Here is a 16267-nt window from a genome sequence, read left to right on the forward strand (position 1 = left end):
CAGCTAGGCGGACGGGGCTTGATCAGGTCGCGAGGGGAGCGGGGCACGACCCGCTCAAGCGGCGTCCAGCAACCGCGCGGCCGACTTGAGCACCCCGTCCCGCAGCGAGCCCACGTCCGGGACAGCCGCCCCGTTCGCCTGCAGTCCGATGTGGACCGAGTCGCGGTAGGTCGCCACCGCGATCCCGAGCGCCTGCCGCGGCGCCAGCGGCACGAACGGGTACACCCCTTCGAGCCGGGTCCCGTCCAGGGTGAGCCGGTTGGGCGGCACCGGCACCGTGGTCACCACGAGGTCGAACAGCAGCGGCGCGGCCAGCCCGGCGGCCCTGCTGCCGAGCCGGTGCAGCATCGGCGGCATCCGGTCGGCGAGCAGGGGGAACGCGCCGGCGCCACGGGCGGGACCGGCGGCCTTGTTCCGGCTCATCGCGCGCTGGACGGCCAGCAGCCGCTCCACCGGGTGGTCGAGGCCGACCGGGAGCTCGCAGAGGTACCCGGACAGCTTGTTGCCGCCCAGCTGCTCGGCGGACCGCCCGCGCACGCTGACCGGGATGAGCGCCCGCAGCGTCCGGTCGTCGGCGCGCTGGCCGCGGTTGATCATCCATTCGCGCAGCGCACCGGCGAGGATCGCCAGCACGACGTCGTTGGCGGTGCCGCCGTGGGCCCGGCGGATCCGCCGGAGGTCGGCGGTGTCGAGCCGGGCGAAACCGAGCCGTCGTTCGGTCGACGGCGGCGCGCTGATCGGGGACAGCGGCGAGCGGGTCGCGCGGACGACCGACGAGGCGATCCCGGCGGACTCCCCGGCCTGGGCCAGGGTGGCGCCGAGGACGTCCTTGACGGCGTCCACAGGGGAGCGTGGCGCGGGTGGCTCGGCGCCGCTGTGCGCCCGCCTGGGCGGGCGGGGGAGTTCGTCGAGCAGACCCGCGGCGACGGCGTACGCGCCCGCCCCGTCGGTGAGCGCGTGGTGCAGTTTCAGCAGCAGCGCGAACTCGCCGTCCGGCAGGCCGGTGACGAGTTGCAGGTCCCACAAGGGCTTTCCGGTGTCGAGCGGCCGTCCCATCCAGCGTGACGCGTGGGCGGACAGCGGGTCCGGTTCGTACAGGGAACTCAGGTGATGATGTGAAATATGTTCACTGGCAACGAAATCCGGGTCCTCGGCCCAGATCGCGGCGCCGGGTGGGAACAGCGCGGTGCGGGGGCGCTGGCGCAGCTTCGGGATGCGCGCGGCACGTTCGGCGAGCAACGCGATCAGCTTACGCGCGTGCACCTGCCCGTGCGGACGGAAGGTGACCACCGCGCCCATGTGCATGGGCGTCGTTTCGCTTTCCAGGCAAAGGAAAGCGACATCGAGTGCGCTCAGCTGGGGGCCTGACATCATCTGCCTTTCCTGGGTGCTCCGGGTATGGCACCCACTGCACCAGCCTGACATGACGGGCGGGTGGTCGTCATGTTTCGCGGGCGCTAACTACCGCTGGTTTCACTCGAACGATGGGATCATGTTCGGACATGGACCACCGCTCTGCGGCAGATGGTGGACAGGGGTGACTCGTTAGCGGATCATCCGAGGAAACCGGCAGACTGCAGCACCATGACCGACGAACCGAAGCGTCCCGAACCGCCGCTCACCGGCGACGAGCGCACCCAGCTGAACGGCTTCCTCGACTTCCTCCGCGCCACGGTCGTGTGGAAGTGTTCGGGCCTCACGGACGAGCAGGCCCGGCGCCGGCTCGTCCCCAGCGAACTGACCACCGTCGCCGGTCTGCTCGGGCATCTGACCCTCGTCGAGCAGTACTGGTTCACCGTGGTGCTCGACGGCGCCGAGGACGTCTGGAAGGAGGCGCTGGAGGTCGATCCGGACGCCGAATTCCGGGTCGCCATGGAGACCCCGATCGAGCGGCTGATCGCCGCCTACGAGGCCGAGTGCGAACGAAGCCGCCAGGTCGTCGCCAGGATGGGGCTGGACGACGAGGTCGAGTTCCGGGGCGACCGCAAGGTCAACGTCCGGTTCGTGGTCACGCATATGATCGAGGAGACCGGCAGGCACGCCGGCCACCTCGACCTGCTGCGCGAACTGATCGACGGGCTCACCGGGGAGTGACGCGGCGCGGGGGCAGCGGGAAGAACCCGCTGGTGCGTTCGACGTAGGTCGCGTATCCCGGCCGGGAGCGCCGCAATCCCTTTTCCAGCAAAGGTTTTCCGGTGCCCTTGGCCAGCGTGTACGTCATCGCGACCGGGGAGAGCACGGTCGCCGCCCCCGCCCAGCTCGAACACGCGAGCAGGTAAAGGCCCCACCACACGCACGCGTCCCCGAAGTAGTTGGGATGCCGCGTGTACCGCCACAGCCCCTTGTCGAGCACCTTCCCCTTGTTGTCCGGATCGGCCTTGAACCGGCGCAACTGCTCGTCGCCGACCGTCTCGAACCCGAAGCCGACCAGCCACACCGCGACGCCGATCCAGGCCGTCACGCCGAAGGAATCGCCGTACATCGCGAACTGGACCGGCAGCGACACGAACCAGAGCACCACCGCCTGCACCAGGTACACGCGGACGAACAGCTTGAGCGCCGGATTCTCCCCGGCGCGCTCCGCCATCCGCACGTAACGCGGGTCTTCGGGCAGCTTGTGGTTGCGCAGATGAAGGTGCACGCCGAGGCGGACACCCCAGACGGCGGTCAGCAGCGCCGCGACGACTCGCAGTGCCGTCGAACCGTCCCCGAGCGGGGCCGCGACGAGCGCGACGAGCGCGAAGCCCGGCCCCCAGAACGTGTCGATGGTGTCGTACCGCCCCCGCGCCCGTGCGATGCCGAAGGTGACGACGACGGCCAGCAACGTGACGGCGGCGGTGACGAGCAGCGTTCCCCCCAACGGCATCTAGGACCACTCCCGGGTGGCGGGCAGCGCGCTCAAGCCGTGCTCGGACGGCCGGACGGCGAGGATCTGGTCCACGCCCATCCGGTTCTCCTCGAAGGCGAGCGCGCCGCCGACCAGGTAGAGCCGCCAGACCCGCGCGCCCGATTCACCGATCAGCGACACGACGTCGTCCCAGTTGCCCTCGAGTGTTTTCTCCCATGCCCGGACCGTACGCACATAATGCTCGCGGAGCGCGTGGACGTCGCGGATCTCGAAGCCCGCGGTCTCCAGATGCCCGAGCGTGCGGCTCAGCGGCCGCATCGTCATGTCGGGGGCGATGTAGCGCTCGATGAACGCGCCACCGCCCGGCGCCACCGCGCCGCGGGACATCTGCTGCAGGACCAGCCGTCCGGTCGGCCGGAGCATCCGGAACAGCGTCCGCGTGTACTCGGGATAGTTCTGCTCGCCGACGTGCTCACCCATCTCGATGGAGGCGACGGCGTCGAACGGCTCGTCGGTCAGTTCCCGGTAGTCCTGCCTGCGGACTTCGACGCGTTCCTCCAGGTCGTGCTGGACGAGACGGCCGCGGATGTGCTGCCGCTGTTCCGCCGAGAGCGTGATGCCGACGGCGTGCACCCCGTGATGTTTCGCCGCGTGCACCAGCAGCGAGCCCCAGCCGCAGCCGACGTCGAGCAGCCGCATCCCCGGCCGGAGGCCGAGCTTGCGGCAGATCAGTTCGAGCTTGTCCCACTGGGCCTGCTCCAGGTCGTAGCCGTCCTCGTCGGAGGTCCAGTACCCGGACGAGTAGGCCATCGATTCGTCGAGCAGCAGCTGGTAGAAGGCGTTGCCGAGGTCGTAGTGATGCGCGATCGCGGACTTGTCCCGGCGCAGGCTGTGCAGTGCCCCGGACAGCCGCGCCTCCTCGGCCGGCGGTTTGGGCGGCGGCCCGACGACGCCGAGACCGACCGCGATCCGGAGCGCTTCGGCCCACTCGCGGGGGCCGAGCGCGGCACCGCGGACGGCGCCCGATCGGGTCAGCGCCCAGATCCGGCGGAATCCGTCGGCGAGATCGCCTTCGACGTCGAGATCACCGGAGACGTAGGCCCTGGCGAGGCCCAATTCGCCGGGGGCGTACAGGAGACGGCGCAGGGCCCGCCGGTTCCGGAGCACCACGGTCGGCGCATCCGGGGGACCGGCGCGTACGCCGTCCCACGTACGGAGACCGACCGGGAGTGAGCCGCCGAGCAGCCGCTCGACGAACGGGACCAGACGGGAGGCGGGACTGTTCGGCATAGTCGTCATTCGGCCCCGGACAGGAAAAGGATGGGTCGGAAGATGCCCTGGTTCACCCGGTCCAATCCGGCCCGCGTCCTGTTCCGAATCCCTCTCGTGCACACCAAGGGTCAACGCATCGGAGTCATCGGCAGCGGCGTCGCCGGGCTCACGGCCGCCTATCTGCTGCAACGCCGCCACGAAGTGCTGCTGTTCGAAGCCGACGACAGGCTCGGCGGGCACGCGCACACCCACGACGTCCCGAGCGCGCACGGCGGCACCGTCGGCGTCGACTCCGGGTTCATCGTGCACAACGAGCGCACCTACCCGAACCTGCTCCGCCTGTTCGCCGAACTGGGCGTCGCCACCCGCGACACCGAGATGTCGATGAGCATCCGCTGCGACGGCTGCGGTCTCCAGTACGCCGGCGCCAAGGGGCTCAAGGGCCTGTTCGCCCAGCCGCGCAACGTCACCCGCGGGCGCTACCTGCGGATGCTCGCCGACGTCAAGCGCTTCCACCTGCACGCGAAACGCGTCCTCGACTCGCCCGAGGCGGGCGATGTCACGCTCGGCGCGTTCCTCGCGATCGGCGGGTACACGAAGTACTTCGTCAACCACTTCATGCTCCCGGTCGTTTCGACCGTCTGGTCGGCGGACCGGAACGACACGCTCAGGTATCCCGCGCGCTACCTGTTCGAGTTCCTGCGCAACCACGGGATGCTGTCGGTCGGGGGATCCCCGAGCTGGCGCACCGTCGTCGGCGGCTCCCGCGAGTATGTCGAGCGGGCGGCCAAGCAGCTGACCGCCGTGCACCTGTCGACGCCGGTCCGCTCGGTCAAGCGCACCGCGCGGGGGATCGAGATCCGCGACGACGCCGACACCCGGCACCGGGTCGACAAGGTCGTACTGGCCACGCACGCGGATCAGGCGCTGAAGCTGCTCGAGTCGCCGACCGACGCCGAACGCGAAGTCCTCGGCTCGTTCCGGTACTCCAGCAACGAGGCGTGGCTGCACACCGACACCGGCGTGCTCCCGACGGCGGAATCCGCGCGGGCGGGCTGGAACTACGCCACCCCCGCCTGCGGCGCGGACAACGGCGCCGTCCAGGTGTCCTACGACATGAACCGCCTGATGCGGCTCGACGAGCCGACCGGCTACGTCGTCACGCTCAACCCCGGCACCGCCCCCGACGACGGGTCGGTGCTGGCCAAGATGACCTACGAACACCCCGTGTACACGCCGGAATCCGTCGCCGCGGGGCGTCGCCTGCCCGAGCTCAACGACGACGTGATCGCTTTCGCCGGCGCGTACCACGGCTGGGGGTTCCACGAGGACGGCTGCGCGTCCGGCGTCCGCGCGGCCGAGAACTTCGGGGTGCGATGGTGACCGTCATGGCCGTGCTCTACGACGCCACGGTGGCGCATGTCCGGCGCAACGACCCGCCGATCTCGTTCGCGCACCGCGTCTACCTGTGGTTCATCGACCTCGACAAGCCGCCGAAGCTTCCGTGGTGGCTGCGTCCCTTCGCCCGGTTCGATCCGCGAGACCACTTCGCGCCCGACGACACCTCCAGCATCCGGTCCAAATTGGACCGCTGGCTCGCCGCGCGCGGGGTCGACCTGCGGGGCGGCCGGGTCCACATGCTCGCCGGAGCGCGCATGCTCGGCCACGCCTTCAACCCGATCACCCTCTACTGGTGCCACCGGCCCGACGGCGAACTCGAATGCGTCGTCGCGGAGGTCCACAACACCTACGGCGGCAGGCACGCGTACCTCCTGCGTCCCGACGCCGACGGGAACGCGCACGCCGACAAGGAGTTCTACGTGTCGCCGTTCCAGTCGATGGACGGCGAGTACCGGATGCAGGTGCCGCGGCCGGAGTCGCTGCTGTCGGTCAAGATCGCCCTCCAGCAGGGCGGGCGGACCCCGCTCACGGCGTCGTTGCGCGGTGTGCGGCGGCCGGCCACCACCAAGTGGCTGGCGCATCTGCTGCTCACCCGTCCGCTCATGCCGCACCGGGTCTCCGCGCTGATCCGGCGGCACGGGGTCAAACTGTGGTTGAAGAAGGCACCGCTGACCCCTCGCACACCGCAGACCGCCGGAGGCAGACTTGATGGATGAATCGGCACGTCCGCGCCGGATGGCGCCCGTTCCCGGAACGGGCGGCGAACCGGCAGGGCCGACGGCCGAGGATCTGCTCGTCCGGGTGGCCAAGGGGGACGAGCGGGCCTTCGACGCGCTGTACGACCAGCTCGCCGGACCGATCCTCGGCCTGGTGCGGCGGATCCTCCGCGACGCCGCACAGTCCGAAGAGGTCACTCAGGAGGTCATGGTCGAGCTGTGGCGCACGGCCGCGCGGTACTCGCCGGAGCGGGGGAGCGCGTTGAACTGGGCCATGACGCTCGCGCACCGCCGCGCCGTCGACCGCGTCCGCTCGGCACGGGCCAGTTCCGACCGCGAGGTCAAGGCGACCTTCGAGGCCGCCCGCGCGAGGCCCTTCGACGAGGTGGCCGAGGCCGTCGCGGCCCGCTGGGAACGTTCGCAGGTGCGCCGCTGCCTGACCAGCTTGACCGAGCTGCAACGGGAATCGGTGTTGCTCGCCTACTACCAGGGGTACACCTATCGCGAGGTCGCAGAGGTGCTGCAGACCCCGCACGGGACCATCAAGACTCGACTCCGGGACGGCCTGATCAGGCTCCGGGACTGTTTGGGGGTGACGGCATGACGATGCCCGAAATGCACACGCTCACCGGGGCATACGCCGTCGACGCGTTGTCCGAAGTGGAGCGTGCCCAGTTCCAGCGGCACCTCGGCGAATGCGCTTCGTGCGCTCAAGAGGTCCTCGAACTGCAGATGACCGCGACCCGGCTCGGCGCCGCGCTGGCCGAGGACCCGCCGCCGGAACTCAAGCGCCGCGTGCTCGCGCAGGCGATGGCGACCCGGCAGCAGCCGCCGAAGACGCGGTTCGAGTCCGGAGAGCGCGTCAAGGGCCGCAGGCGCGCCCCGCGCTGGGCGATCGGCGCGGCCGCGGCGGCGATCGTCGGCCTGGCGGGCACCGCCGTGTTCGGCGGTATCGCCTACGACAACCACACGCAGCTGACCGCGGCGCGGGAGCAGGCGGCGCGGTACGCGGAGCGGTACGCCCCGGTCGCCGACGTGCTTTCGGCGGCCGATCTCCGGACCGGGCACGCCGAGACCACCGCCGGTGGCGGCGGGACGGTGATGATGTCGCGCGCCAAGGACCGGCTCGTCTTCATGGCGGCACAGCTGCCGAAGAACGATCCGGGCCGGGTCTACCAGGCGTGGCTGATGTACCCGGGCACCTCGCCGAAGCCCGCCGGGCTCATTTCCGGTGGTCAGGACGGTGCGCTGCTGGTCGCCGACGGGCTCGGCGGGGCCGAGAAGTTCGCGCTGAGCGTCGAGCAGACCGGTGGTTCGGCGACCGGTTCGCCGTCGAAGGACGTCGTCATGGTCATGTCGATGCCCGCCTGATCCGGCGGCAATACCAGGCCGCCGTTCGGCGCTTCCGCCGGGGTTCGCTCTTGCGCCCGCGAACATGTTGTGGCAAAACACCTTTGCGACACACGGCGTGGCTACTGGATTCAAGCCAGCCTGGTGCATACCGTCCTGCTTCAACGTCGGCAGTTGACATAACTCTCAATCTGAACTTCAGCTCGAGGGTTTCGGTTCCAGGCTCAGCGACCGGCGGGCAGCACGAGCACACACGATCAGGAAGGCGGCTCCGATGACGCCCCCGCACAACTACCTTGCGGTGATCAAGGTCGTCGGTATCGGCGGCGGCGGAGTGAACGCCGTGAACCGCATGATCGAGGTCGGCCTCAAGGGTGTCGAGTTCATCGCGGTGAACACCGACGCTCAGGCACTGCTCATGTCCGACGCCGACGTCAAGCTCGACATCGGCCGGGAACTGACCCGCGGCCTCGGTGCCGGCGCCGCCCCCGAGGTGGGGCAGAAGGCCGCCGAGGACCACCGCGAAGAGATCGAAGAGGTCATCAAGGGCGCCGACATGGTGTTCGTGACCGCGGGCGAGGGCGGTGGCACCGGCACCGGTGGCGCGCCGGTCGTCGCCCAGATCGCCCGCAAGCTCGGCGCGCTGACCATCGGCGTCGTCACCCGTCCGTTCACCTTCGAGGGCAAGCGCCGCAGCAAGCAGGCCGAGGACGGCATCCAGCAGCTGCGCAACGAATGCGACACCCTCATCGTCATCCCGAACGACCGGCTGCTGCAGCTCGGCGACATCGGTGTCTCGCTGATGGACGCCTTCCGCTCCGCGGACGAGGTGCTGCTGTCCGGTGTCCAGGGCATCACCGACCTGATCACCACCCCGGGTCTGATCAACCTGGACTTCGCCGACGTCAAGAGCGTCATGTCCGGCGCGGGTTCCGCGCTGATGGGCATCGGCTCGGCGCGCGGCGAGGGCCGGGCGATCCAGGCGGCGGAGAAGGCGATCAACTCGCCGCTGCTGGAAGCGTCGATGGACGGGGCGCACGGCGCGCTGCTGTCGATCGCGGGCGGGTCGGACCTCGGCCTGTTCGAGATCAACGAGGCCGCTTCGCTGGTGCAGGAGTCCGCGCACCCCGACGCCAACATCATCTTCGGCACGATCATCGACGACTCGCTCGGCGACGAGGTCCGGGTCACCGTGATCGCGGCCGGTTTCGACGCGGGCACGCCGACCCACAAGAAGCTCGACCCGTCGACCTTCGGCTCCCGGTCGAACACGACCGCGTCCGCGCAGGCGGGCCAGGTCAACGGCGGTGGGGCGACGCCGGTGCAGAGCCCGCCTTCGGGTGCCACGCCGGTTCCGTCGACCGGCTCCAACGGCTACCCGGTCCCGCCGACGCGCCCGCATTCGCAGATGCCGTCCTCCCGGGGCGAGGGCAACGGCTCGATGACCGGTGGGCTCCCGCAGCCCGGCGGCGGTTCGCGCGGCTACTCGCCGATCGGGTCGAACTCGACCCACGGCAGCCTGCCCGGCCGCGCCACCCCGGTGCACGACGACCCGTCGGACGACGAGGTCGACGTGCCGCCGTTCATGCGCAGATAATTATCGCGCTGCCGCGATCACGCTGCCAGGGCGCCCATTCAGGGGGAAGGTACATTCTCCCTGGGGGGCGCCCTGCCATCGTGATAGCGGGGCCTGTCGGCCAAAAGGCGCGACTTCAAAAGATCAAAAGACCTTGGTCACCTCAGCCGAGGTCGCCAGGGAGGCAAGTCTTGCGGGTACGGCGGGTTGTCACGACAAGGGCGGGCGGGGCCTCCCGGCCGCCTTACGACACCTTCAACCTCGGTGATCACGTCGGCGACGACGCCGGTGACGTCTACGCCAACCGTAAACGGCTCGCCACCGAACTCGGCCTCGCCGAGGACAGGCTGGCGTGGATGGAGCAGGTCCACGGCCGGACAGCCACCATCGTCGACGGCTCCGAGACCTCGGCGGCCGAAGCGACCGACGCGCTCGTGACGGCCGAGCCGGGTCTCGCGCTCGTCGTGCTCGTGGCCGACTGCGTCCCCATCATGCTCGCCGACGTCGAGGCCGGTGTCGTCTCCGCCGTCCACGCGGGTCGCGTCGGCGCGCGGGTCGGCGTCGTCCTCGCCGCGATCGAAGCGATGCGCTCGCTCGGTGCCGAACCGGGGCGCACCGAAGCACTGCTCGGGCCGGCGATCTGCGGTGACTGCTACGAAGTCCCCGCCGCCATGGCCGCTGACGTCGAGAAGCACGTTCCGGGCAGTGCCTGCAAAACCCGCAAGGGCACCCCGGGCCTCGACCTGCGCGCCGGGCTCTGGCGGCAACTCGCCGACCTCGGCGTCGGCAAGATCGGCGTGGATCCGCGCTGTACCAACGAAGACAAGACCCTGTTCAGTTTCCGTCGCGACGGCACCACCGGCCGGATCGCGGGCATCACCTGGCTGGACGCGTCGTGAGTGTCGACCGCAAGGCGGAACTCGCCGCCTCCCTGGCCCAGGTGGAAGAGCGGATCGCCGCCGCGTGCAAGGCCGCGGGCCGGGACCGCGACGAGGTCCGGTTGCTCGCGGTCACCAAGACCTTCCCGGCGCTCGACGCCGCGCTGCTCACCGACCTCGGCGCGCTCGACCTCGCCGAGAACCGCGACCAAGAGGCCGGCGCGAAGGCCGAAGAGGTCGCCGCACTGCGCCCGGACGCCCGCGTCCGCTGGCATATGGTCGGCAGCCTTCAGCGGAACAAGGCCCGTTCGGTCGTGCGCTGGGCCGACGAGGTCCAGTCCGTCGACTCCGAGCGGCTCGCCGACGCGCTCGCCAAGGCGACCAGGTCCGCACTCGATTCCGGGCAACGTGATCACCCGCTGGACGTCCTCATTCAGGTAAGTCTCGACGACGATCCGAAACGCGGGGGTTTCCGGGTGAACGAGGTGGGCCGCCTTGCCGAGCGGATAGGCCATGTGGGTGATCTTCGGCTCCGTGGGCTTATGGCGGTGGCTCCGCTGGGTATTGACCCCGCTGAGGCGTTCGAGAAACTCGCGCGTGCCTCGGAGCGTCTTCGGGAAGATCACCCAAATGCCCGTGAACTCTCCGCCGGAATGAGCAATGATCTCGAACAGGCGATCGCGCACGGCTCGACGTGTGTGCGTGTCGGAACCGCGCTGCTCGGCGGACGCGGTTTAGCCTCGCCTTAGGGAATACCGTCTCGTCGCTACGGGGAGTGGCGACGGGGGCGGGGGAGCACGGTGCGGGACGCGGCTAAGGCTAGGGAGAGGCATGAGCGCGCTGCAGAAGCTGAAGGCCTACTTCGGGATGGTGCCCGCGGACGAAGACGGCTATGACGTCGAAGATGACTACCGGCGAGGCTACGCCGAAGACGGGTACGACTACGACGACGAGCCACCGGCCCGGTCGCGGGGTGGACGCTACCGGGACGTCGATGACACGTATGACGAGCCTGTCGCCCGGCCACGGTCACGCTCCGTGGTCAGCCCGGAGCCGGCGGTCCACGGGGCGCTGGCGATCGATCGCCAGCCCGAACCGGTCGCCCGGCTGCGTCCGGTCACCGAGCCGGTCCGTCCGGCCGTCCGTGACCCGTTGAGCCGGATCACCACGTTGCACCCGACGAGCTACGCCGAAGCGCGGGCGATCGGGGAGCACTACCGCGAAGGCATCCCGGTGATCATGAACCTCACCGAGATGGAGAACGCGGACGCGAAGCGACTCGTCGACTTCGCGGCCGGTCTCGCTTTCGCGTTGCGCGGGTCGATGGACAAGGTCACCAACAAGGTGTTCCTTCTCTCACCGCCCGATGTGGACGTCACCGCGGAAGACCGTCGGCGGATTGCCGAAGGCGGATTATTCCTGCGCGGCTGATCACCCGGTGACCGCTGAGCGCAGCCGGATGTGATTTTGTCGACTCATCGCCATCTGACGCCCGTCAACTGCGTCTTTTGACGCGGGGCATGGCAGAGTGGTTACGTGAATGCTGTGTTGCTGGTCGTCTGGTACGTGCTGTTCGCTTTCTGGCTCCTGCTGACGGCACGGATCGTCGTCGAGCTCGTGCGTGCTTTCGCTCGCGAGTGGCGTCCTGCCGGAGGGGTTGCGGTAACGCTCGAGACCATCTACACAGTGACCGACCCACCGGTTCGTCTGTTCAGACGAATCATCCCGACCGTACGAATCGGCGGCGTCGGACTGGACTTATCGATTATGGTGCTGCTGTTGGTTGTGTTCTTCGCGATGCAGCTGGCAACGCCAGGGTGATTTTCGGGGAAGCCCCGGTGGACCTGCAGGCCATGGAGTGCGTGAGGTGATCTGATGTCGTTGACCCCCGCTGACGTGCACAACGTCGCGTTCAGCAAGCCGCCCATAGGCAAAAGGGGCTACAACGAGGACGAGGTGGACGCGTTCCTCGACCTGGTGGAGACCGAGCTTGCCCGGTTGATCGAGGACAACAACGAGCTGCGGCAGCAGGTCGAGCAGCTCGACAACGAGCTCGAGACCACCCGTGGTGAGCTCGAGAACGCCAAGGCGGGCGCCGTAGGCCCGCCGCCACAGGTGCGCGACGAGCCGTCGCGTCGCCTGGCGCCGGTGCCGCCGCCGCAGTCGGCGATGGAGCAGACCCAGGCCCACTCGATGGTGCCGGACAACGGGGAGCCCAACGTCCAGGCCGCGAAGGTGCTCGGGCTGGCGCAGGAAATGGCCGACCGGCTCACCGCCGAGGCCAAGACCGAGTCGGACGGCATGCTCGCCGAAGCCCGGACCAAGTCCGAGCAGCTGCTTTCGGACGCGCGGTCCAAGTCGGACTCGATGGTGAACGAGGCGCGCACGCGCGCCGAGACCATGCTGAACGACGCGCGAACCCGTGCCGAGACCTTGGAGCGCCAGGCGCGCGACAAGGCGACGACCATGGAGCGCGAGGCTCAGCGCAAGTACACCGAGACCATGAACAACATGAACGCGGAGAAGGGCTCGCTGGGCAAGAAGATCGAAGAGCTGCGCACGATCGAGCGGGAGTACCGCACGAGGCTGCGCGGGTTCCTCGAGTCCCAGCTGCGTGAGCTCGACGACCGCGGTTCGGCCGCTCCCGCTTCGGCGTCCTCGTCGAACTCGGGGCAGTCGGCGTCGTCCTCGGGCGGTGGACAGGGCTACTCGTTCGGTCCCCGCGCGGAAGCCGGCTGACCGGCTCTCGGTAGCAACGCATGGGAACGGCCTCGGCACTCTCCGGAGGGTCGGGGCCGTTCCGCTTGTCCGTCGTGCTGTAATTCACCGTGCTCTACATCGTCCTGGTACTGGTACTGGCGGCTCTGGGGCTGCTCGTCGCGGCGCTCATCACCGCGAACTCCCTGTGGGCCTGGATCTCCATCGGCCTCTCCATCGTCGCCGGGTTGCTGCTCGTCTTCGACTGGCTGCGGCGGCGGAAGAAGCGTTCGGCGGAGGCCGACGCTTCCGTCGAGGAGACGGCGGACGACCCCTCGGACGAGACGGAGGAAATCTCGGAGTCCGAGGAGAGCGACGAGAAGAAGCCCGAGGACGCCGAGCAGACCGTTCTGATGCCCGCCACCGGCGAGCTGGGCGACGCGGACGAGACCGAGCCCGCGGCTTCGGAGACGAAGCCCGTCGGAGACCCGGGTGAAGAGAAGAGCGATCCCGCGGACGTGGCGATCGTCTCCGAACTCGAGATCGAGGTCGTCGTCGTCGACGAGTACCCGCGGTACCACGTGACCACTTGCACGTGGCTCGAAACCCGGGACACCATCCCGCTCGGTATCGGGGAGGCCCGGCAGCTCGGGTTCACCCCGTGCGCGCTGTGCACACCCGACGCCGAGATCGCCGGGCAGCACCGCGACAGCGCCTAGGCCGCGTCCGCCCGTGCCGTCAGGGACCGCCTGGGCGCGAAGACCGCGAACAAGACTTGCAGGACACGGCCTAAACACCCTTGAGCGTCTGAGCCGCTTCGCCGACCGCGACCACGTCGGCGGCGATCATGTCGAGCACCAGACGATGTTCCTCGTCGGCGTCCGGCGGTACCGGGATCTCCGTCGCGTCTTCGGTTCCGAGCGCGCGAGCGGCCTCCTCGACGGCGTCCGCGGTCCCCGCCGGTCCGGGGCGCAGCAAGAGCGACGACGTCGTGACGGTCAGGCCCCGCAAGGCTTCGGCCGTTTTCTCCAGCGCGTCGCGTTGTCCGGGCGCGGGTTCCTTCGTGCCCGGTTCCGCGGCGAGCAGGCTGTGGTGCGCGACGGCGGCGGCACGGAACTCGCGGCCGAGCGTCCGCGGATCGACGTCCTCGCCGCGGAGTTTTCGTCCCACTGAGCCGAGAAGCGTGCGGGTGGCACCGACGGCGCTCTCGAACCGTTCCACCGGACCGGGTTTCGGCACGCCGGGGATCGCGGCGAATCCGAACAGCAGCGCGATCGCGCCGGCGAGGACCATCAGGAGCAGGTACTCGACGAGTACGTAGCGCGGGTCAAGGTGCTTGGTCGTCGCGTTCATGCCGACGGACATCAACACCATGCAGCCGTTGAAGATCGTCGGGCGCGTCCGCATGACGGAGAACCCGCCGAGCAGGGCCACGAGTCCGATCGGCAGCAGGAACCCTTGCGGCAGAAGCCAAAGCGCGAGCGCGAGGACGACGGCGCCGCCGAGCGAACCGCCGATGCGCTGCCAGGCCTTGCTGAGGCTGTCGTGCCATTCCGGTTGCATGATGGCGAAAGTGCCGAGCAGGAAGGACACGGTGAGCGGGTCGCCGGGCCGGAAACTCGCGACGACGAGTGCCAGCGCCACCCCGAGTCCGCAACGGAGGGCGTGCCGGAACTGCGGTGACTGCCAGGAAAACGCGCCGCTCAGCTCGATCCGGCGCAGTTCCTTGCGAAGTCCTTTCGGAACGTCCACACGCGACTCGTCGCGTTCGGCCGCCGCGGTCCGGATGCTTTCGAGAGAATCCCAAAGCGCGGTGACGACCCTCGCCGTGTCGCCGGGCAGCGCGCCGGGTTCCTCGCGCCGCACCGGCTCGACGTCCTCCGGCTCCTTCGGTGAGCGCACGGCGTCCGCGAGCCTGACGGCTTCTTCCTTGGCCGCGTCGAGGATGTCGCCGATTTCTCGGCTGTCCAGCCGGTTCCGGCGGATCTCGAGCAACCCGCTCGCCGCGCGGTACCGGAACAGGCCGCCGAGGACCTTCCCGGTCCACCGGCGGGGCCGGTCCGCGAGCCAAAGCCTCGCCGCGCGTTCCTGTGTTTCGGACGTCCCCGTGGCGAGCGCGTCGGCCAGCGCCTCCCGGGTCGGCTTGGCCGGATCCTTGGCGCCCATCAGCACCCTCAGCAGCAGGATGACCCCCACCGCGAGCGCGGGCGCGCCCAGGATCTGCCCGGCCGACGCCGTCCCCGTCAACTGGAAGCCGTAACCGAACAACGACGCCATCCCGAGCCCCAGCCCGACCGTGACGAACCGGGCGCCGAGCACCGGCAGCAGACCGGCGACGACCACGATCACCACCAGCAGCCCGATCGCGGCCCACCGCGAGACCTCGCCCAGCAACCGCGGTACCCCGACCGCGAGGATCAGCCCCGGCGCGAACCACGTCAGCAGCCGCAGATCCGCCCAAAGCGGCCCGCCGACCGCCGCGATGAGGCAGAAGAGCGCCGTCAGCGCGGCGAGGATCGCGGCGTTGCCCAGGCCCAGCGTGAAACCGAGCCCGCTGACGCCGCCGAGGACCACGAGCAGGACGATGAGGAGTCCGGGCCCTTTCATCGGGCCCCGTAGATCGACATACCCGTCAACTTAGAGGCGGTGGCGGGGACGGCAACTCGGGCCCTCCGCGGGGTCGCTCCGTGCCTATTTTCGCATTTAGTCGACTAAATGCGATTGTTGGCCGGGCTTCCCGTTTCTCTGCGTATTCGATTTGCGGACTCTAGCCCCCTATTGAGTGAAGCAATAGGGCTAGTACAGGTGTTCGAGTCGGAGTAGTGTTGGGTCCGTGGCCAGCGACAACAGACTCCATGCGGTGTGCTCCGAGTGGTGGCGTGCCGATACCGCGACGCTGCATGCCCGTAAACAGGAAATCGAAGTTCTCAAGCGTCGATTGGATGCGGAACAGAACGCGATCCTCGCGGAAATCAACAACCGCGGTGTCCGTGGATGTTCCGGCCATTCGACGCTGGCAGCCCTGATTTACGAGGACTTCCACGTCACGGACAAGGAAGCCGAGGCACGTGCCGATCGGGTGCTGGCGTTGCATCCCGGGGTGGTGGTGGGTGGCGAGGTCGTGCCGCCGCTCGCGCCCTTGACCGCCGACGCCGCCGCGGAGGGCGCGATCGGGGGTGCGCAGGTCGACGCGATCATCCGCATCCTCGCCCGGATCCCGTCCATGGTTCCTGAGGAGGAGGTGCGGGGTGGGGAGAAGATCCTGGTCGATCTGGCTCGCCGGGCGGGTCCCCGGCAGCTCGCCCGGGCCGGCCGTCGTCTGCTGGACGAGCTGGATCCGGGCGGGAAGGAGCCTCGGAACGAGGATCCGAAGGATGTGCGGCCGGAGTTGCGGTTCGTCAAACACCGTGACGGCACCCTCGGCCTCAAAGCCACGTTGGACCTGGAAACCTATGCACGCCTGAAGTCCGACCTCGACCCCATGTCCAAACCCCACAAAGCCATCGACGGGGTCCGCGACTCCCGCACC

Annotated in this window: 17 protein-coding genes; 13 read left to right on the top strand and 4 right to left on the bottom strand. The window is 69.3% G+C overall.

The features are described from left to right. Positions 1-54 precede the first annotated feature (54 nt). Entirely contained in the window at positions 55-1374 is a 1320-nt protein-coding gene (locus L324_RS18565) for a wax ester/triacylglycerol synthase family O-acyltransferase (protein ID WP_081736391.1), read from the bottom strand. Between the two features lie 210 nt (positions 1375-1584). Here L324_RS18565 and L324_RS18570 point away from each other — a divergent pair, with 210 nt between their 5' ends. Next, entirely contained in the window at positions 1585-2094 is a 510-nt protein-coding gene (locus L324_RS18570) for a DinB family protein (RefSeq protein WP_037309647.1), read from the top strand. Here L324_RS18570 and L324_RS18575 read toward each other — a convergent pair. Then, a complete protein-coding gene (locus L324_RS18575) occupies positions 2081-2866 on the bottom strand; it encodes a DUF1295 domain-containing protein (protein WP_037309650.1) in 786 nt (261 codons plus the stop codon). The genes L324_RS18570 and L324_RS18575 overlap by 14 nt on opposite strands. Continuing rightward, positions 2867-4138: an SAM-dependent methyltransferase gene (locus L324_RS18580; protein WP_037309652.1), complete on the bottom strand. Its 1272-nt coding sequence runs from the start codon at positions 4136-4138 to the stop codon at positions 2867-2869. It abuts the gene before it with no gap. A gap of 42 nt (positions 4139-4180) precedes the next feature. Between L324_RS18580 and L324_RS18585 the strand changes: the two genes are divergently transcribed. The 11 genes from L324_RS18585 (at position 4181) to L324_RS18635 (ending at position 13457) form a co-directional block, all read left to right on the top strand. Continuing rightward, complete coding sequence (locus L324_RS18585; protein WP_235783567.1) at positions 4181-5503, top strand: NAD(P)/FAD-dependent oxidoreductase; 1323 nt, start codon at positions 4181-4183, stop codon at positions 5501-5503. Further along, positions 5497-6237 (top strand): DUF1365 domain-containing protein, encoded by a 741-nt coding sequence (locus L324_RS18590; protein WP_037309654.1) that lies wholly within the window; start codon positions 5497-5499, stop codon positions 6235-6237. Before L324_RS18585 ends, L324_RS18590 begins: the two co-directional genes overlap by 7 nt. After that, positions 6230-6841, top strand: coding sequence for an ECF RNA polymerase sigma factor SigK (sigK, locus tag L324_RS18595; protein WP_037309656.1), 612 nt, complete (start codon positions 6230-6232; stop codon positions 6839-6841). The genes L324_RS18590 and sigK overlap by 8 nt, the downstream gene beginning before the upstream one ends. Next, positions 6838-7608 carry an anti-sigma factor gene (locus L324_RS18600; RefSeq protein WP_037309658.1) on the top strand — a complete coding sequence of 257 codons (771 nt, stop codon included), beginning with the start codon at positions 6838-6840 and terminating at the stop codon, positions 7606-7608. Before sigK ends, L324_RS18600 begins: the two co-directional genes overlap by 4 nt. Positions 7609-7861: 253 nt before the next feature. Further along, on the top strand, positions 7862-9184 hold the full coding sequence (gene ftsZ, locus L324_RS18605) for a cell division protein FtsZ (RefSeq protein WP_037309660.1): 1323 nt from the start codon (positions 7862-7864) through the stop codon (positions 9182-9184). A 170-nt stretch (positions 9185-9354) separates the two neighbouring features. After that, positions 9355-10062 carry a peptidoglycan editing factor PgeF gene (pgeF, locus tag L324_RS18610; RefSeq protein ID WP_037309663.1) on the top strand — a complete coding sequence of 236 codons (708 nt, stop codon included), beginning with the start codon at positions 9355-9357 and terminating at the stop codon, positions 10060-10062. Continuing rightward, positions 10059-10790, top strand: a complete 732-nt coding sequence (locus L324_RS18615) for a YggS family pyridoxal phosphate-dependent enzyme (RefSeq protein WP_037309667.1) — start codon at positions 10059-10061, stop codon at positions 10788-10790. Before pgeF ends, L324_RS18615 begins: the two co-directional genes overlap by 4 nt. 82 nt (positions 10791-10872) lie before the next feature. Beyond that, the gene (locus L324_RS18620) at positions 10873-11472 is read left to right on the top strand and encodes a cell division protein SepF (protein ID WP_037309670.1); all 600 of its coding nucleotides are present in this window, start codon (positions 10873-10875) and stop codon (positions 11470-11472) included. A gap of 114 nt (positions 11473-11586) precedes the next feature. Beyond that, a complete protein-coding gene (locus L324_RS18625) occupies positions 11587-11862 on the top strand; it encodes a YggT family protein (RefSeq protein ID WP_005155180.1) in 276 nt (91 codons plus the stop codon). Between the two features lie 54 nt (positions 11863-11916). Further along, complete coding sequence (wag31, locus tag L324_RS18630; protein ID WP_037309673.1) at positions 11917-12780, top strand: DivIVA-like cell division protein Wag31; 864 nt, start codon at positions 11917-11919, stop codon at positions 12778-12780. A gap of 89 nt (positions 12781-12869) precedes the next feature. Next, positions 12870-13457 carry a cytochrome c-type biogenesis protein gene (locus L324_RS18635; protein ID WP_037309676.1) on the top strand — a complete coding sequence of 196 codons (588 nt, stop codon included), beginning with the start codon at positions 12870-12872 and terminating at the stop codon, positions 13455-13457. Positions 13458-13527: 70 nt separating this feature from the next. On the opposite strand, the gene L324_RS18640 is transcribed toward L324_RS18635, so the two are convergent. Continuing rightward, positions 13528-15345 (bottom strand): FUSC family protein, encoded by a 1818-nt coding sequence (locus tag L324_RS18640; protein WP_037309677.1) that lies wholly within the window; start codon positions 15343-15345, stop codon positions 13528-13530. A 226-nt stretch (positions 15346-15571) separates the two neighbouring features. On the opposite strand from L324_RS18640, the gene L324_RS18645 reads away from it, so the two are divergent. Further along, the coding region (locus L324_RS18645) for a DUF222 domain-containing protein (RefSeq protein WP_037309738.1) at positions 15572-16267 on the top strand (696 nt) is incomplete at its 3' end.

This window comes from Amycolatopsis orientalis DSM 40040 = KCTC 9412, from assembly GCF_000478275.1.
Lineage (GTDB): Bacteria > Actinomycetota > Actinomycetes > Mycobacteriales > Pseudonocardiaceae > Amycolatopsis > Amycolatopsis orientalis.